The 18901-nt window shown below is 41.2% G+C and carries 17 protein-coding genes; 15 read left to right on the top strand and 2 right to left on the bottom strand.

Annotated features, from left to right (window positions below; translation table 11 throughout):
- Positions 1-4 precede the first annotated feature (4 nt).
- The 8 genes from ftsE (at position 5) to glpD (ending at position 8835) form a co-directional block, all read left to right on the top strand.
- Positions 5-673, top strand: coding sequence for a cell division ATP-binding protein FtsE (gene ftsE / locus VXS03_RS11065; protein ID WP_080159240.1), 669 nt, complete (start codon positions 5-7; stop codon positions 671-673).
- The gene (gene ftsX, locus VXS03_RS11070) at positions 663-1595 is read left to right on the top strand and encodes a permease-like cell division protein FtsX (RefSeq protein WP_327763782.1); all 933 of its coding nucleotides are present in this window, start codon (positions 663-665) and stop codon (positions 1593-1595) included. The genes ftsE and ftsX overlap by 11 nt, the downstream gene beginning before the upstream one ends.
- Positions 1596-1773: 178 nt before the next feature.
- A complete protein-coding gene (rpoH, locus tag VXS03_RS11075; RefSeq protein WP_080159238.1) occupies positions 1774-2634 on the top strand; it encodes an RNA polymerase sigma factor RpoH in 861 nt (286 codons plus the stop codon).
- A 548-nt stretch (positions 2635-3182) separates the two neighbouring features.
- Entirely contained in the window at positions 3183-3503 is a 321-nt protein-coding gene (glpE, locus tag VXS03_RS11080; protein WP_327763783.1) for a thiosulfate sulfurtransferase GlpE, read from the top strand.
- Between the two features lie 110 nt (positions 3504-3613).
- Complete coding sequence (glpG, locus tag VXS03_RS11085) at positions 3614-4453, top strand: rhomboid family intramembrane serine protease GlpG (protein WP_327763784.1); 840 nt, start codon at positions 3614-3616, stop codon at positions 4451-4453.
- A gap of 362 nt (positions 4454-4815) precedes the next feature.
- Positions 4816-6186: a glycerol-3-phosphate transporter gene (glpT, locus tag VXS03_RS11090; RefSeq protein ID WP_327763785.1), complete on the top strand. Its 1371-nt coding sequence runs from the start codon at positions 4816-4818 to the stop codon at positions 6184-6186.
- Between the two features lie 120 nt (positions 6187-6306).
- The gene (locus tag VXS03_RS11095) at positions 6307-7068 is read left to right on the top strand and encodes a DeoR/GlpR family transcriptional regulator (protein WP_080159234.1); all 762 of its coding nucleotides are present in this window, start codon (positions 6307-6309) and stop codon (positions 7066-7068) included.
- A gap of 231 nt (positions 7069-7299) precedes the next feature.
- Complete coding sequence (glpD, locus tag VXS03_RS11100; RefSeq protein ID WP_327763786.1) at positions 7300-8835, top strand: glycerol-3-phosphate dehydrogenase; 1536 nt, start codon at positions 7300-7302, stop codon at positions 8833-8835.
- Positions 8836-8895: 60 nt separating this feature from the next.
- Here glpD and VXS03_RS11105 read toward each other — a convergent pair whose 3' ends face one another.
- The gene (locus VXS03_RS11105; RefSeq protein WP_327763787.1) at positions 8896-9318 is read right to left on the bottom strand and encodes a flagellar basal body-associated FliL family protein; all 423 of its coding nucleotides are present in this window, start codon (positions 9316-9318) and stop codon (positions 8896-8898) included.
- Positions 9319-9487: 169 nt separating this feature from the next.
- Here VXS03_RS11105 and VXS03_RS11110 point away from each other — a divergent pair, with 169 nt between their 5' ends.
- Both VXS03_RS11110 and ubiA read left to right on the top strand, forming a co-directional pair.
- A complete protein-coding gene (locus VXS03_RS11110) occupies positions 9488-10030 on the top strand; it encodes a chorismate--pyruvate lyase family protein (RefSeq protein ID WP_327763788.1) in 543 nt (180 codons plus the stop codon).
- A complete protein-coding gene (gene ubiA, locus VXS03_RS11115; RefSeq protein ID WP_327763789.1) occupies positions 10024-10887 on the top strand; it encodes a 4-hydroxybenzoate octaprenyltransferase in 864 nt (287 codons plus the stop codon). The genes VXS03_RS11110 and ubiA overlap by 7 nt, the downstream gene beginning before the upstream one ends.
- A 67-nt stretch (positions 10888-10954) precedes the next feature.
- On the opposite strand, the gene plsB is transcribed toward ubiA, so the two are convergent.
- Positions 10955-13393, bottom strand: coding sequence for a glycerol-3-phosphate 1-O-acyltransferase PlsB (gene plsB / locus VXS03_RS11120; protein ID WP_327763790.1), 2439 nt, complete (start codon positions 13391-13393; stop codon positions 10955-10957).
- 350 nt (positions 13394-13743) lie between these two features.
- On the opposite strand from plsB, the gene lexA reads away from it, so the two are divergent.
- From lexA to VXS03_RS11145, 5 genes are all read left to right on the top strand, one after another.
- Positions 13744-14364 (top strand): transcriptional repressor LexA, encoded by a 621-nt coding sequence (gene lexA, locus VXS03_RS11125; protein ID WP_080159228.1) that lies wholly within the window; start codon positions 13744-13746, stop codon positions 14362-14364.
- 280 nt (positions 14365-14644) lie between these two features.
- Positions 14645-15781 carry a cytochrome c oxidase subunit II gene (gene coxB / locus VXS03_RS11130; protein ID WP_442957445.1) on the top strand — a complete coding sequence of 379 codons (1137 nt, stop codon included), beginning with the start codon at positions 14645-14647 and terminating at the stop codon, positions 15779-15781.
- A gap of 18 nt (positions 15782-15799) precedes the next feature.
- A complete protein-coding gene (gene ctaD / locus VXS03_RS11135) occupies positions 15800-17389 on the top strand; it encodes a cytochrome c oxidase subunit I (protein WP_327763791.1) in 1590 nt (529 codons plus the stop codon).
- A gap of 11 nt (positions 17390-17400) precedes the next feature.
- Positions 17401-17979 (top strand): cytochrome c oxidase assembly protein, encoded by a 579-nt coding sequence (locus VXS03_RS11140; RefSeq protein ID WP_327763792.1) that lies wholly within the window; start codon positions 17401-17403, stop codon positions 17977-17979.
- Positions 17963-18865 (top strand): cytochrome c oxidase subunit 3, encoded by a 903-nt coding sequence (locus VXS03_RS11145; protein WP_327763793.1) that lies wholly within the window; start codon positions 17963-17965, stop codon positions 18863-18865. The genes VXS03_RS11140 and VXS03_RS11145 overlap by 17 nt, the downstream gene beginning before the upstream one ends.
- Positions 18866-18901 lie beyond the last annotated feature (36 nt).

The following is an 18901-nucleotide window of genomic DNA, read 5'->3' on the forward strand; positions in this document are numbered from 1 at the left end:
TAAAGTGATTCGATTTCAGCAGGTAAGTAAAGCTTATCGTGGTGGTAGGCAAGCCCTACAAAAAGTAGATTTTCACCTTAAACCAGCAGATATGGCTTTTCTAACGGGTCATTCTGGGGCCGGTAAAAGTACCCTGCTGAAGTTAATTTGTGCCCTTGAGCGTCCTAGTGACGGCAAAATTTGGTTCAATGGTCACGACATCACTCGTCTGCCAAATAAGCAAATCCCATTTTTGCGCCGCAATATTGGTATTATTTTTCAAGATCATAAACTTTTAATGGATCGCAGTGTTTTCGATAATATTGCGTTGCCATTACGGGTTGAGCAAATGAATGAACATGATATCAAACGTCGTGTGAGCGCAGCGTTGGATAAAGTTGGATTATTGGATAAGGCGAAATGTTTACCTATCCAATTATCTGGTGGTGAGCAACAGCGCGTGGGTATAGCGCGTGCTGTTGTTAACAAACCAATGTTACTGTTGGCTGATGAACCAACGGGTAACTTGGATGCCGAATTATCACAACAAGTGTTGCGATTATTTGAAGAATTTAATCGAGTTGGCGTTACTGTATTAATGGCAACTCATGATACGTCATTGCTTGCTAGTCGTGATTATCGTCGTTTAGATCTACATAAAGGTAATTTAAGGGAGCTTGCACATGGCGCGTAAATCTATTGGCTTTTTTGCAATTCATCGCCAACAAGCAAGTTCTGCCTTAAAAGACATGTTTCGTCGTCCACTGGGCAATTTTTTAACGCTTGCGGTGTTAGCTGTTGCACTAACTTTGCCGTGCACTTTTTATTTGTTGGCCAAAAATATCACTGCAGTAGCTGATGCGTGGCAAAATCCAAGTCAGATTACCTTGTATTTACAGCATGATACAACTAACGACGATGGACAGGCACTGGCTGATAAAATTAAAAATTGGTCACAAGTAAATAGCGTTAAATATATTACTGCCGATCAAGGGTTAGAACAATTTCGTCAAAATGGTGGTTTTGATAAAGCCCTCAGTTTGTTTGATGAGCAAAATAATCCTTTACCAGCGGTAGTGATTGTTGAGCCGAAAAGTGATTGGCAAACAACAGCTAAAGCTAATGAATTGGCCTCAAAATTGGGTCAAGAAAATCATGTAGCAGAAGTCCGTTTAGATCGTGATTGGCTACAGCGTTTAGCTGCAATTCAGCAGTTAGCGATTGCGTTAGCGTTATTAATGTCAGGCTTAATGTTATTTGCGGTGTTCTTAATTGTTGGTAACACTTTGCGTTTACAGGTACTTAGTCATAAAGATGAAATCCAAGTCATGAAAATGGTGGGTGCAACCAATAGCTATATTTTACGTCCTTACCTGTATGTTGGAGTGTGGTATGGCTTAATTGCAGCATTAATTGCATGGGGGTTAACCCAAGGGGTGACTTTATTATTAGGTGATGCGGTTGCACAGCTATCTAACTTGTATGGCAGTAATTTTAGAATGTTGGGGCTAAGTTGGGATGAAAGCTTGATCATGATAATGGTTGCGACTTTCCTTGGCCTGATGGCTGCTCGTTTAGCTGCAGGACGCCATTTGCGCGAAATTAACCCGGTATAAGCGCTGTTGTTAAGAGTTTTAAAACAACACGATAAGAAAAAGTGATGCCTATAAGCATATATATTTGCGCTACGGCTTGCATTTTAACTATGTTTACAGGCATCATTGTCGGTTCACACAACGTTAGCATATGCTCAATAACCGTTGTGATTGCACAAAAATTACACGAGGTTTTCGAATGTCAAATGAGATGTCGAAATTAGTTCTAGTTTCGGCGGATAGTCTTGAAAGTTATATTCAGACTGTAAACCGTTATCCAATGCTAACGCCTGAGCGTGAGAAGGAGCTTGCTGAAGCTCTACACTATGACGGTGATATTAATGCTGCTAAAGCGTTAGTGATGTCCCATTTACGATTCGTAGTACATATTGCGCGTGGATATTCTGGCTATGGCTTACCTATTGCTGATTTAATTCAAGAAGGCAACATTGGCTTGATGAAGGCGGTTAAACGCTTTAATCCTGAAGTCGGCGTTCGATTAGTGTCGTTTGCGGTACATTGGATCAAAGCTGAAATTCATGAATATGTACTACGTAATTGGCGTATCGTTAAAGTTGCTACCACTAAAGCGCAACGGAAATTATTTTTTAATTTACGTAAATCAAAGAAGCGTTTAGGTTGGTTTAATAATGACGAAGTGAATATGGTCGCTGAACAGCTCGGTGTAGAGCCGGCTGAAGTACGTGAGATGGAATCACGTTTAGCGGCACAAGATCCTACGTTTGAAATGCAAAACGATGATGATGAACGCGATTCTACTCCTATGGCCCCCGCTTATTTCCTTGAAGATAAAGGCTCTGATGTAGCCTTGAGTTATGAAGAAAGTAATTGGGAAAATCATGCCAATAATCGTTTATCACAAGCATTAGCTAGTCTGGATGAACGCAGTCAACACATCGTTCGTTCGCGTTGGCTTGATGATCAAAAGTCGACCTTGCAAGATTTGGCTGATAGCTATGGCGTTTCTGCTGAGCGTATTCGCCAACTAGAAAAAAATGCCATGAAAAAGCTCAAAGATGCTGTTGGTGATTTTTACTGATGTGTGTCAGCAATTGCTACGATAAAAACCGACCCTAGTGTCGGTTTTTTTGTAGCTGTTGATCACCTCAATTGACGGTGGATAATCGGGGTTTGATCTACTGCGGTTATCTTGCTGATTTTATGTGTTATAGATCACATTTGTGAATAGTTGTGTGTATGCTTAGCTAACTTATCCACAGCTTATAGTAGGATCCGATCTACATGTAGTGGATCTTTTTCTAGCAAACCACATTATCAACGCAATCCACAGATTTTTCCACAGGCGGTTACTTTGCGTACGGTTAGTCATTATAATCAGCAATAACCCCTTGTTGGTATTGAACTGTTATTGTTATATCGCGAGGTTGTTATGTGGATAAAGCCTCATTTTTTGGTGGGAGATACGGCGGTTAAGCTGAGGTACAATAGTCATTAACTGCCGTTTTGAGCAGATCTATTGTCAGGATCGTGTGTTTTCGATCTTATTTCGATAGCATCGATCGTGATCATAAATAGCATTATCAGCCAATGCTATGTGCTTTATTGTCATTCTTAAGAGGAAAACCCATGGAACCGTTTCAACATATTTCAGTACAAGATGCCCTACAACTATTACAGCAGCCACAAGCTGTATTGGTTGATATTCGCGATCCTCAATCTTACGCGTTGGCGCATGCTCAAGCCGCTTTTCATCTAACTAACGATACAATGGTGACATTGATGGATGAAGTTGATTTTGAACAGCCGTTATTAGTAATGTGTTATCACGGTGTTAGCAGCCAAGGTGCCGCGCAATATTTAGCAAATCAAGGCTATGAACAGGTGTATAGCGTTGATGGTGGTTTTGAAGCTTGGCGTCGTGAAGCCTTACCTATGGTACAAGCTTAGTTAAGTTTGCCATTGATAAAATAAGAATAAATTGGCAGATATTACGTGTATTTAAGTTACACCTTGCCGTTTTACTACTTATTTATGTCCTACCCATTAGAGTGATAACTATGCATCGCTTAGCTGAATTTTATAACCCTCGCCATGCGCAAGCATTTATTGATTATATGGCTTCGCGAGGTATTGAACTGACTTTAGCACCAGAGCCGGAAGGGAAGTTCGCGCTATGGTTATCTGATAGCCAATATCTGATAGAAGCTGAAGCTGAATTAAATGCATTTATTGCAAATCCTAATGACAGCAAATATCAGGAAGCTTCATGGCAAGTAGCAGAAAGCCGAACTGCGAAATTTGACTATTCTAGCCCCAGTTTAGTGTCGATGGTCAAAGCGCAAGCAGGCCCATTTACGTTATTAGTGATGGTAGCATCACTGGTTATTTACGGATTGTGGTTATTAGGATTTGAATCACTGTTATTTAATTGGTTCCATTTCCCATTTATGAATGGCGATCAATGGCAGTTGTGGCGTTATTTTAGTCATGCTTTGCTCCACTTCTCAGCATTGCATGTGATTTTTAACTGTTTATGGTGGTGGTTATTAGGTGGACAGATCGAACGCCATGCTGGTTCTACAAAACTCGTCCAGTTGTTTTTGATCTCATCATTGATTTCAGGTTTTGGTCAATTCTGGTTGGATGGACCTAATTTCGGTGGTTTATCAGGGGTCGTTTATGCCTTATTAGGTTATATCTGGTGGATGGGTTGGCTTGCACCACAGCGAGGGTTAGTGATTGCTCGCTCTTACGTGGTGTTTATGTTGGTGTGGCTTGTTATTGGTTTTGCTGAGCCTGCGGGCATCGCAATTGCTAATATGGCTCATCTAATGGGATTATTAACTGGTTGTGCGATTGCTTTCGTGGATGCCAAATTACTTCGTTCCAAACACTAGTTCTGTGCTTATTTCTCCTGCGACTTTCACGGTGATGTTGAGCCTATTAACCTCATCGTGGAAGTGCTTATTATATTGATATTAACTAAAGCTGTTGATTATTTGATAGCGAGTCCAATGTTGATATAAACCTGCGTTATTTTCATATCTATTCATATTTATCTGCCTGTCTTTGACTGTTTTCACATTTTTAATCAACCATTCGCGCAATAATTCGTGCTGTTTTGATCGATATCGAAAATATAACGATTGTTTATAGTGTTTATCTAATAAAACGATCTCCATAAGATGCCTGAAACGTATTGGTATACGATAATGGCACACGCTGCCCTACAGTAGTGAGATAACAGAAAGGAACATCTATGTTTGGTTTATTTACCCCCGTTGCGCATAAACAGCGCTTGCCTGATGGCAGTATTGATCCGGTGTATAAGCGGTTACGGTGGCAATTGTTTGTTGGTATTTTTTTTGGTTATGCCGGCTACTATTTAGTGCGTAAAAACTTCTCACTAGCGATGCCGTATTTGATTGAAGAATATGGTTATAGTCGCGGTGAATTAGGGGTTGCGTTAGCTGCAGTATCAATTGCTTATGGCTTATCTAAATTTTTAATGGGGAATGTCTCTGACCGATCTAATCCTCGCTTCTTTTTAGCCTCGGGATTGATATTGTCATCGATAGTGATGCTGTGTTTTGGTTTTATGCCATGGGCTACTGGCAGTATTACCGCGATGTTTGTGCTGTTATTTTTAAATGGCTGGTTTCAGGGGATGGGATGGCCCGCTTGTGGGCGAACCATGGTTCACTGGTGGTCACATAAAGAAAGAGGTGGATTGGTCTCTGTCTGGAATGTAGCTCATAACGTTGGTGGCGGTTTAATTGGTCCATTGTTTATATTTGGTTTATGGGCGTTTAATGATGATTGGCGTTCTGCTTTTTATGTTCCGGCTTTCTTTGCCTTGTTAGTTGCGGGTTTTACCATTTTGGTGATGCGCGATACTCCGCAATCTTGTGGCTTACCACCGATTGAAGAATACAAAGACGATTATCCTGAAAGTTATGATAAGTCGTTTGAAAAAGAGATGACGGCGAAAGAAATTTTCTTTAAATATATTTTTAATAATAAATTACTGTGGTTTATTGCGATTGCGAACGCGTTTGTTTATTTGATTCGCTACGGTGTTTTAGATTGGGCTCCTGTGTATTTAGGCGAAGCAAAAGGCTTTACCGTGGATAAGTCATCATGGGCCTATTTCCTTTATGAGTGGGCAGGTATTCCTGGGACGTTATTGTGCGGTTGGATATCCGATAAGCTGTTTAAAGGTCGCCGTGCGCCTGCAGGAATTTTATTTATGGCCCTAGTGACTGTTGCGGTATTGGTTTACTGGTTGAACCCTCCAGGTAATCCTAGTATAGATATGATGGCATTGGTTGCGATTGGTTTCCTCATTTATGGCCCAGTAATGTTAATTGGATTGTATGCGTTAGAACTTGCACCTAAAAAGGCCGCAGGAACCGCCGCTGGATTAACCGGGCTATTTGGTTATTTAGGGGGTGCGGTGGCTGCAAACGCATTGCTTGGTTATACCGTTGATCATTTTGGTTGGGACGGTGGCTTTATTGTTCTAACGGGATCGTGTGTACTAGCTATTTTCTTCTTTATTATTACCATGATTGGTGAAAAGAAGGCCTATAAACAGCAACAACTTGAGTTACAACAGCAAAATGGATGATTAAATTTGGCTTCTTAGTTGAGCTGTAGGTAATATGAAAAGGCTTCGCATTGGCGAAGCCTTGTTTTTATTACCTTTCATTGCTGAATATGGCAGGTATAGATAGGAGCTTTCTCAGCCGTGAAGCAAAGTAAACGTCATCAAGAAATTATTGATTTAGTTATGAGTCAGGGATACGTCAGTACGGATGATCTTGTGGCACGTTTTAATGTAAGCCCACAAACTATTCGTCGTGATCTTAATGAATTGGCTGATGAAAATAAAATTCGTCGTCATCATGGTGGCGCAACGGTTCCTTCTAGCTCGGTGAATACCGCTTATACCACCCGTCAGGTATTACAGTTAGAGCAAAAAGATCGTATTGCTCAAGCATTGGTAAGCCATATTCCCGATGGCGCAACGTTGTTTATTGATATTGGTACTACACCAGAAGCAGTGGCTCGTGCGTTAATGAACCATAAGGATTTACGGATTGTCACCAATAACTTGAATGTCGCCAGTTTATTGATGGCGAAGGAAGACTTTCGCGTTATTTTAGCTGGCGGTGAGGTGCGTAATCGTGATGGCGGTATTGTCGGTGAAGCAACTCTCGATTTTGTGTCACAATTTCGGTTAGATTTTGGCATTCTAGGTATCAGTGGTATTGATCTTGATGGTTCATTATTAGATTTTGATTACCATGAAGTTCGCGTTAAGCAAGCGATCATTGAAAATAGTCGCTGTGTGATGTTAGGTGTTGATCATACTAAATTTGGTCGTAATGCGATGGTGAATTTAGGCGATATTAGCCAAGTTAATATGCTGTTTACTGACCAACTTCCTCCTGTCAGTCTTGTTGAACGGTTGCAGGAAAATGAGATCCATTTTGAAGTGGTGGTGTAAACGCTTACCGCGATAAATAAAGACTGCACTAACGGGCTTCTATTAAAGAAGCCCGTTTTTTTTGCCTAAATAGCGATAAACATCAAATTTGCGCTAATGATCAAACTTATGTCACAACAATATTAACTAAGGCTGGATTAGATCAATATATACGCTATTATCAAATTAATTACTTTCGAACGAACATTTATAGTTCGTTTTGTTATGTTTGATTGAATAGGTGTGAATATTATGACAGTAGCATTAAGCGGCCTCGAAAATAGTCAAACGTTAGATTTAATTGTGATTGGTGGCGGTATTAATGGTACTGGCATTGCTGCTGATGCCGCAGGTCGCGGGTTGAGTGTCGGTCTTTATGAAGCAGATGATTTTGCTTCTGCGACCTCATCAGCAAGTTCTAAGTTAATTCATGGCGGCTTACGTTACCTTGAGCATTATGAATTTCGATTAGTAGCAGAAGCCTTAGCTGAGCGGGAAGTGCTACTTAAAAAAGCGCCTCATATTGCCAAACCAATGCGTTTTCGACTGCCACATCAACCGCATTTACGTCCCGCATGGATGATTCGTGCTGGATTATTCTTATATGATCACTTGGGTAAACGCACCACTCTCCCTGCCAGTAAAGGGTTATCATTTGGTGCTGAATCAGTATTAGTACCCTCGATTAAACAAGGTTTTGAATACTCTGATTGCTGGGTTGATGATGCGCGACTGGTGATTTTAAATGCGATGGAAGCTGACCAAAAAGGCGCTGAAGTACGTAATCGCTGTCGAGTAGAACAAGCCGTTCGAGAAGGGGATTTGTGGCGTGTCACCATTAAAGATCAAGTGTCGGGTGAGGTTTTTCAACGTTATGCACATGGGTTGGTGAATGCGACCGGACCTTGGGTGAAATCGTTTTATGATCACAGTACTGATTTGATTTCGCCACGTAATATTCGGTTAATTAAAGGCTCCCATATTGTGGTGCCACGAGTGCATGATCAACCACAAGCGTATATTCTTCAAAATGAAGATAATCGGATTGTGTTTGTGATTCCATACTTGGATCGCTTCTCGGTGATAGGTACCACCGATGTTGAATACCATGGTGATCCACGTGATGTCGCTATTGATGATCAAGAAATTGATTATTTACTGAAGGTGTATAACAACCATTTTGTGCACCAATGCCAGCGAGAAGATGTGGTATGGAGTTGGAGTGGCGTTCGACCATTGTGCGATGATGAATCCGATTCCCCACAAGCGGTGACACGTGATTATACATTAGAGTTAGAGCAGCAAGCAGATGAAGCGCCTTTACTATCGGTCTTTGGTGGTAAGCTCACTACTTATCGAAAATTGGCAGAATCAGCGTTAGCTAAGTTAGCGCCATTTTATTCTCAAATGGGCCCTTCTTGGACCAAAGACAGTTATTTGCCCGGCGGCAGTGCTGATTTTGATGGTAATAAATTAGCGGCACAGTTGCAGCAACAGTACCCATGGTTAACGACGTTTACTTGTCAGCGCATTGCACATAATTATGGTATTCGAGCTGAGACGTTATTTGTTGGAATCACCACTGAAGCGGAAATGGGACAACATTTTGGTGAAGGGGTTTATCAGTGTGAGCTTGATTATTTAATAGCGTATGAGTTTGTACAAACAGCGGCAGATGCGCTATGGCGTCGAAGTAAGTTAGGTCTGTATTTAACGTCATCACAGCAGCAATTAATTGGTGATTATATTACTGAGCATCAGGCTCAAGCGGTGATTGCTGCCGCGTAGCTAGTATTATTAAAATGCAGAAATAAAAAAAGCGCCGTTGGGCGCTTTTTTTATGGGGAATTATTGGTATAAATATTTAGTAAATAACAATTCGTTGATCGCAGCATCCCCAGTTTCGGCAACTAATAATTGGTTAATTTTTTGTTTGCTTAGCTGACGAATTTTTTCACGCCCAGCCAATGATTTTATTTGTTGTTCCGGTTGCTGGTTAATAATGCTGATAATGCTATCGCGAATCAGTGGCGCATGGTGTTCAATGTTAGCCAATTGATTATTGTCAAAGAGCATTAAGTCAACTTGGAGTCGAATATACCCGAGACGAGCACCATTAATTACATAATTAGTTATGATATCAGGCGTTAAGGTGTAATAAGTAATACCTGACTGAGTCGACTCAGTTGTGGGCTGTTTTGCATAAGTGGTTGGCGAAAGGAATGTTATCGCCATCAAGAAACTTACTACAAAAACAGTTTTTTTCATCATGATACTCATGCAGTTAGGGACATTTAGACGTAACAAGGTGTAATCTACTAGCGTTAACGATATTCGAAGTCGTTACCTCTTGCTACAATAGCAGATCAATATGGTAATAAATTAACCGCTTTCTACCAAGTGTTTTGATCACGAGTTTATTAATTTTGTAGTATAAAAAATGTCGGAATTCAAGCAGTTGTACAGCCCGTTAATCCAGAGTGCCAAATGGTACTCGGTACAATCATGGGCATTAGAACAAACATCACATGGAGCCTGGTTGTTAGAGTCAGCATCATTGTCACGTCGATTGGCACAATATTGCCAACATTTTACGGTAACAGTGTTAGCCCAGACAATGATTAGCAATAGTCATTTATCCATTATGGAACGGCAACTTGTCGGTGACTGTGATTGTTTAGAACGAGAAGTAATGCTTTATGGTGATCAACAGCCATGGGTATTTGCACGAACGTTGATTCCAATGACAACGTTAAGTGGTGAGGAACAAGATCTTGTCGATTTAGGTAATATTCCGCTAGGTTATCGTGTTTTTAATGATAAGAATTCACGTCGTGATGCTTTGGAAGTTGCTAATCTTGGTACTCAGCAGCAGCCTCAATGGGCACGACGTTCGCGATTATGGATTAATGAAAAGCCAATACTGGTGGCGGAGTTATTTTTAACCCAATCGCCAGTATATGCTAAGGAAAAAGGATGTTAGAAATAACCAAGGCCAGAGCTTTTTGGCAGTTAGCCCGTTTTGATCGCCCAATAGGCAGTTTATTATTGTTATGGCCAACCTTGTGGGCGTTATTTTTAGCTGGGGATGGTTTTCCTAAATTAGATGTATTGGTGGTGTTTGTGCTGGGGGTGGTATTTATGCGCGCCGCAGGCTGTGTGATCAATGATTTTGCTGATCGCAATGTTGATGGTCATGTAAAGCGTACCGCTCATCGACCGATGCCATCAGGAAAGGTCTCTGAACGTGAAGCGTTAGGGCTATTTATTTTATTGGTGTTAGTGTCATTTTTATTAGTGCTCACTATGAATAGCCTCACCATTATGTTGTCGGTAGTCGCCGTAATACTGGCAGCGGCTTATCCATTTATGAAGCGTTATACTCATTTACCACAATTGGTGTTGGGCGCAGCATTTGGGTGGTCAATTCCGATGGCATACGCAGCTCAATCGGGTGCGTTACCTGTTGTAGCATGGTTATTATTTGCAGCCAATATTTTATGGACCATTGCTTACGACACCCTATATGCCATGGTTGATCGTGATGACGATATTAAAGTTGGAATAAAATCTACTGCAATTCTTTTTGGCCGGTTTGATAAGTTAATTATTGGAATATTGCAGTTAGCAACGCTCATGTTATTGATTGCTATCGGTGGTATTTTACAATTAAATCAAGGCTATTATTGGGCATTATTATTAGCAGCAGCCTTGTTTGTTTACCAACAAATGCTGATTCAAGGTCGCCAACGAGAACAATGTTTTAAAGCCTTTTTAAATAATAACTATGTCGGAATGGTGATATTTATCGGTATTAGCCTGAGTGTATTATGGCAATAACTGGTCAATAGTATTGATTTTAAAGTATAAAAAAAGCGCCTAACGGCGCTTTTTTTGTGATGAACAGTTAGTCGTTGGTTTGTTCTTCATCTGGCTGCATGACAGCTTGAATAGTTAATTTCACTTCAGGTGAAACTAACGACGTTAATAAATCTGCAAGCTGCTCTACTGGTTGTGTCACCGCATGACACTCATCATTAAGATAGCCTTCATTACGTAACGTTTTCACTAACGTACTAAATACCCCTTTATCGAAAAACTCGGGAGCATTAATACCATGTAAACGACTTAAACGTTGAGCAAGTACTTGGCTCTGTTGCTCTAAATCGGTTTTTGGTAATTGAGGCTCTGCATTAAGTAGCGTCAGTGCAATCGCGTAACGTTGTAAGGTTTCAGTAATCGTGCGTGCAAGCAGTTGTAATGGACCTATACGGGCATTATTAATGGCAATGGTGTCACCATCAAGTAGCAATAATCGCTGACGCACTAGCTCTGTAATCAGACGATCAATTTCCTGCGTTAATTGCTCTGTATCAAAACGTAAGAACAACTCAGCTTTTAGGAATGGATACAATAACCCAACCTGCTGGTGGATTTCAGCACGGGTTAAGCGTTGTTGTTGCACCACAATATGGGCAATTAATGACGGTAACGCAAACAAGTGAATAATGTTATTGCGGTAGTAGGTCATTAATATCGATTGTTCACGATCAAGTGAGATAATTTCACCTAATACATCGCGTTCAACCAAGAATTTATCCATGGTAATCGCATGATCAACCAATTGGGTGGCATTATCTTTTGGCGTAGTGCAATGACTTGAGTACGGTGCATTACGTAGCAGTTCAAGATAACATTCAATTTGCTGCTCTAATGAACTACGGCTTAATGCGCGTTGGCGAGATGACAACAGTGCCAGCGCACAAAGTGTTAGGGCGTTAGTGGCGGCTGCATCATTAATATGGGTCATCATCTTAACCGCTAAATCATTCACCACCGGTGATAGCCAGTTAGGACGCTGTGGCTCTATTGGATTGATATCTTGGTGCCAGTCAGGCACATTATCATTTAAATATTGATTTAGTGATAACGGCTCACCAAAGTTGACGTAGCCTTTACCAAAATTACGTAGCTTACGTAGAGTTCGCAGTACTTGGCCGACATTTTCCTTTTCTTTGCGTTTGCCTTGTAGCTCTTTAGCATACGTACCCACTTCCATTACGTGCTCATAACCAATGTAAACCGGTACCAAGGTTACAGGGCGATTTAAGCCGCGTAACATCGCTTGGATGGTCATTGATAGCATGCCTGTTTTAGCGGGAAGTAAACGCCCTGTACGAGAACGACCACCTTCACTAAAATATTCAACCGAGTAACCTTTAGCAAATAACTGGGCTAAATATTCACGGAAAACCGTCGAATAGAGGCGATCACCTTTAAAACTGCGACGAATAAAGAATGCACCACCGCGGCGGAAAATAGGGCCCGCGGGGAAGAAGTTGAGGTTTATACCTGCAGCAATATGCGGTGGCACTAAGCCTTCTTGGTACAGTACATAAGACAGTAATAAGTAATCCATATGGCTACGATGGCAAGGAACATAAACGATTTCATGGCCATCTTGTGCTAACCGACGAATGCGCTGTGCATTGGTGATGTTTAGCCCTTGGTAAAGCTTATTCCATAACCAACCTAAGAAACGCTCACCATTTTTAATTAATGGATAAGAAAAGTCAGCGGCAATCTCTTCCATCATCGCAATTGCTTCACGACGCACTTTTTCTACGGGAACTTGGCGGCTTATGGCTTCTTCTTGGACTACTTTATCAATCGCTTTTGATGCTAATAAACGTTTAAAAAGTTGTTTACGATCGGGAAGGCGAGGTCCTGAGGTTGCCAATAATTGACGTGAAAAGTGAATCTTTGCCACGCGCGCTAACTTTTGCGCAATAGCATCATCAGTACCATGGTTATCCGCCATATAACGAAGAGACACTGGAGTACTTAGACGGACTAAGCAGTCACGGCCATGACCGACAATTGCCCAGGTTTTTTTGGGGCCATTGAGTGGGCGTAAAATAGGTTTATTTTTTGATTCTTTACCCGGTGCTCGCCCCCATAAAATAGACGCAGGAATTAATTGAATATTTAATTCACTGTCTTGTTTATGTAATTCTAATAGCTCACTAAAAAGGGTAATTGAATCTTGTGGTAAACCGGTTTTATTGCCAAATACGCTTGGGTTTTCAGCAACACAAACAAAGCGTGGAAATGATTGGCCATTAATGTCTAATAGCGACAATGGATCCGGTAAGCCTGATGCGAGTGCACTGCTACGTAGAGTTAATAGATCAGTATTAGAACGGTACGGCAATATATAGACGATTGGGCGTGCTAAATCGAGTTCTAGGTCAGCAACTGGATCAGATGGAATCGAATGAGGTTTTACCAACAAAGAAAGTGGCAATTTTAATAATTGTTGATAGATTTTCTGCCCGCTTGACATAGATATAATTAGCCTCTGAATCTTAATGCGCCGCACAATAGCAGAAAAATGCAGCTTTCATGCAGGAGATATGCGGTAAATAAACGTTAAAATACCACTTTTTTAACTAAGTCATGGTTTATTTTTATGACAACTTTTGGATTAAAAATCGATCTGGCATGACCAGTTAAGTAAAGATGATTGATTCTGTTAGAATTATTGCCTTAAATAATAGCATTATATTTTTTCAATCCAAGTGACTGAATGGCTTTGAATTCCTACTCAAATTGCTGTTTTCGTAAACAATTGGCTTTTATTGTCTTTGAACACTGGATATACTCACAGCAACTGTATAAAAAGACAGGTGACTCATGAAGCCGTTAACGCCGCGACAACAACAAGTCTTTGATTTAATCAAAGCAAAGATTGATGACTGTGGAATGCCACCAACACGTGCCGAAATTGCACGTGAACTTGGTTTCCGTTCTGCTAATGCAGCAGAAGAACATTTAAAAGCCTTAGCCCGTAAAGGTGTATTGGAAATTATTCCAGGCGCATCACGCGGAATCCGCTTATTAATTGCGGATGATGTTGCCGATGAAAAAGGATTACCTTTAATTGGTCGCGTTGCTGCAGGTGAGCCAATTTTAGCGCAAGAGCATGTAGAAGCGCATTATGAGGTTGATCCAAGCTTGTTTAAACCACGGGCTGATTTCTTATTACGTGTGAATGGCATGAGTATGAAGAATATCGGCATTATGGATGGCGATTTACTGGCAGTACATAAAACGCAAGATGTACATAATGGTCAAGTCGTTGTTGCTCGTGTGGATGATGAAGTGACGGTTAAACGCTTGGATAAGCAAGGCTCTAAAGTATTACTTCATGCTGAAAATGAAGAATTCTCGCCGATTAAGGTTGATTTAGAGCATCAAAATTTAACCATTGAAGGTATTGCTGTTGGCGTGATCCGTAACGCTGATTGGATGTAACTATCCACTAACGACAGATTGAGTCAACACCAAATAGCGTAGCGCATAAGCTGCGCTTTTTTTTTGCCTCGTAAAATGATTTAAGATTATTTTTCTCAGAATATCATTAGCTTATCTACTAGTTTGTTATTAATTATTTGTGGCGTTTTTTTGCGCTATTGCTATTTAGTGCCTAAGTTAAACATAGAGGAATGTTATTTTAGCTTTGTTGCGAGTAGATAAAAGTGTCGCTGCAAGTGCTGTGGAAGGTGGAATGTTGCCGACAAAGGAGGTCAGAACGATGGTGCGTAAACTGATCGGTAGTAGTGGATTAATTGCATTTTCATCTCCTTTAATGGGTGAAACAATGCAACTCAATATGACGCGGGGGGTTACCGCGATAAGCCAAGATGTATTTGGCTTGCATATGACGATTCTTTATATCTGTATTGCTATCGGTGTGGTGGTGTTTGGGGCTATGTTTTGGTCTATTTTCCATCATCGAAAATCAAAAGGTGCTGTTGCGGCCTCTTTTCATGAAAGCACTAAAGTTGAAGTTATTTGGACGCTGATCCCTTTTATTATCTTAATTGCAATGGCTATTCCTGCCACAAAAACCTTACTGGCAATGGAAGATCCCTCTAAATCAGATCTCACGATTCAAGTGACTGGCTCGCAATGGAAATGGCATTACCGCTATTTTGATCAAGACGTTGAATTTTATTCACACCTCGCGACCAGTGCTGCTCAAATTGATAACCAACGCCCAAAGCGGGCGAATTATCTGTTAGAAGTTGATTACCCATTAGTGGTGCCTATTAATAAAAAAATCCGTTTTTTAGTGACGTCACAAGATGTTATTCATTCTTGGTGGGTACCTGCGTTTGCCGTTAAAAAAGATGCTAATCCTGGATTTATTAATGAGGCATGGACACGCATTGATGAGCCGGGGATTTATCGAGGCCAGTGCGCAGAGTTGTGCGGTAAAGATCATGGCTTTATGCCAATAGTGGTGATTGCAAAAACACAACCAGAATACGACCAATGGCTACAACAAACTCAAGCTAATCAACGTCAAGCACGCGAGCAAGAGCAGCAGTTATTAGATATGACCATGCCGATGGATGAGTTAATGGTTTTGGGTGAAAAAACCTATAACAACCGTTGTGCGATGTGTCATCAAGCCAATGGTGAAGGGATTCCGGGGGCTTTTCCTGCCTTAGCCGCTCAAGGGGTATCGATTGATCCGCAGCAGCGTATTGAACATATCAAAATTGTGGTGCATGGCAGTACGGGGACGGCAATGCAAGCTTTTGGCCCGCAATTAAGTCTTAAAGAATTAGCTGCTGTGATTACCTATGAGCGCAATGCTTGGGGAAATAACACCGAAGAAACCGTGCAAGCCGCCGATGTTCAAGCGATTAAAAATGGACAGTAGTGATAAGGAATGACCAGCATGACGGATATATCGCCTCACCAACCTAGCATTGATCACCATGAACATCATCCGCCAAAGGGGATCAAGCGGTGGTTATTCACCACTAACCATAAAGATATTGGCTCGTTGTATTTGCTTTTTAGCTTATCGATGTTTTTTATTGGCGGTGCGATGGCAATGGTGATTCGTGCTGAATTATTTCAGCCTGGATTACAATTAGTTGAACCTAACTTTTTTAATCAAATGACTACTGTCCATGGTTTGATTATGGTTTTTGGCGCGGTAATGCCAGCGTTTACTGGTTTAGCTAATTGGATGATTCCATTAATGATTGGTGCGCCAGATATGGCTTTACCACGAATGAATAATTGGAGTTTTTGGATTCTACCGTTTGCCTTTAGCTTGTTGTTGGCATCATTGTTTATGGAAGGTGGCGGGCCGAATTTTGGCTGGACATTCTATGCGCCGTTATCAACCACTTATAGTCCTGCGAGCACTGGATTGTTTGTGTTTGCGATTCATATTATGGGTATTAGTTCGATCATGGGAGCGATTAATGTAGTCGTCACTATTATTAATATGCGTGCTCCGGGCATGACTTACATGAAAATGCCGTTGTTTGTGTGGACATGGTTAATCACTGCTTTTTTATTGATAGCGGTAATGCCGGTGTTAGCGGGCGCGGTAACCATGGTATTAACCGATAAATATTTCGGTACCAGTTTTTTTGATGCCGCAGGTGGCGGGGATCCGGTGATGTTTCAACACATCTTTTGGTTTTTTGGTCACCCTGAAGTTTATATTATGATTTTACCGAGTTTCGGTATTATTTCGGCAATTATCCCTGCATTTTCGCGTAAAAAACTTTTTGGTTATAGCTCAATGGTGTATGCCACCGCTTCGATTGCTGGATTGAGCTTTCTAGTGTGGGCGCACCATATGTTTACCACAGGTATGCCTGTTGCGGCTGAGCTGTTTTTTATGTATTGCACCATGCTGATCTCAGTGCCGACTGGGGTGAAAGTGTTTAACTGGGTAGCTACTATGTGGCGTGGCTCATTGACCTTTGAAGTGCCGATGCTATTTGCGATTGCGTTTATTGTGTTGTTTACCATCGGTGGCTTTTCGGGATTGATGTTAGCCATTACGCCGGCAGATTTTCAATATCATGATACCTATTTTGTGGTGGCTCACTTTCATTATGTGTTGGTGTCTGGGGCTATTTTCTCCATTATGGCGGCAGCTTATTACTGGCTCCCTAAATGGACCGGACATATGTTTAATGAACGTTTAGCTCATTGGCATTTTTGGTGTTCGTTAATTTCAGTCAATATTTTGTTTTTTCCAATGCATTTTCTGGGGCTTGCGGGAATGCCGCGTCGAATTCCTGACTATGCGTTGCAGTTCGCTGATATCAATGCCGTGGTCAGTATTGGTGGGTTTTTATTTGGTTTATCGCAGTTATTATTTGTTGCGGTGGTGGTGAAGTGTATTCGTGGTGGAGAAAAAGCAGCATCAAAACCATGGGAAGGTGCTGAAGGGTTGGAATGGACTGTACCTTCTCCTGCGCCGTATCACACCTTTTCAACGCCACCTAAAATTGATTAACGGAGGCTGATATGGAACCGCAATCGAAACGCTCTGTTATTGCATTGGTGTTTGCTGCAATAGCCATGTTTGGATTTGCGTTTGCGTTAGTGCCGTTATATGACGTTTTTTGCGATATCACTGGAATTAATGGCAAAACAGCAACCACACCAACCAAGGCCAGCGACAATGTTGATCGTAGTCGAACCGTAACGGTTGAGTTTGTTGCTTATATTAATCCAAATGTGAAATGGCAATTTACGCCTCAGGTGACGCAAGTTGATGTTCACCCAGGAGAGACAAAAATTATTAAATATGATGCTAAAAATCTCAATTCACAGCCGTCAATTGGACAAGCAGTGCCCTCGGTAACTCCCGGTATTGCTGCACAATATTTTAATAAAATTGAATGTTTTTGTTTTAATCATCAACCATTAGCTGCGGGTGAACAAGCGCAATTACCGTTGGTGTTTTATGTCGATCCTGATTTACCGCGCGATATTAAGGTACTGACATTAGCCTATACGCTTTATGACGTGACCCCTGACGTGCAACCCCTTCCTCAATTGACTGAGCAAGAGAATGAGGTGAAAAATGTCGAATTCTTATAATGACTCCGAGCAGCCAGCGGCAGTAAATCCTGATGAATATTATGTTCCTGAAGCGAGTGGGTGGCCTATTTTAGGTGCTATCGCATTGTTTTTAATTGCATTAGGTGCAGGCGTAACTGTGGGGGATTTATTAGCAGGACAAGGTCCATGGATTTTATTAACTGGGATTGGACTACTTTTGCTGATGTTGATTGGCTGGTTTCGAGATGTTATTACGGAATCGATGGGGGGCTTATATAGTACTCAAATGGATCGCTCATTTCGACAAGGTATGAGCTGGTTTATCTTTTCTGAAGTGATGTTTTTTGGTGCGTTCTTTGGGGCGCTATTTTATCTGCGAATGATTGCAGTGCCTTGGCTTGGTGGTGCGAGTAATAATGCAATGACCAATATGGTGTTGTGGCCTGATTTTGTCGCCGATTGGCCGCTAGTGTTAACGCCTGATGGCACTGAAACGCAAGCTATGGGGCCGATTGGATTGCCGTTATATAATACAATTATTCTGCTTACCTCATCGATAACCCTCCATATTGCTCATCTTGCGTTAGAAAATAATCAACGACGTCGGTTAAGCCTGTTTTTATTAGTCACAGTATTACTTGGTGGCGTGTTTGTTTACCTACAAGCGGTGGAATATATCCATGCTTATCATGAGTTAAATCTACGTTTAGAAAGTGGTGTTTACGGCAATACTTTCTTTATGCTTACAGGTTTTCATGGTGTGCATGTCACTTTAGGTGCGATCTTATTATTTATAGTGTGGTGTCGAGTATTAAAAGGCCATTTTACCCCTAAGCATCATTTCGCTTTTCAAGCTGGGGCTTGGTATTGGCATTTTGTTGATGTGGTGTGGTTATGCTTGTTTGTGTTTGTTTATATTTTATAACCGCGACTGATTAAATAAATGATTACAGGATAATAA

Origin of the sequence: Photobacterium sp. S4TG1 (assembly GCF_036040035.1) — a bacterium.
In the GTDB taxonomy this organism is placed as follows: Bacteria; Pseudomonadota; Gammaproteobacteria; order Enterobacterales; family Vibrionaceae; genus Photobacterium.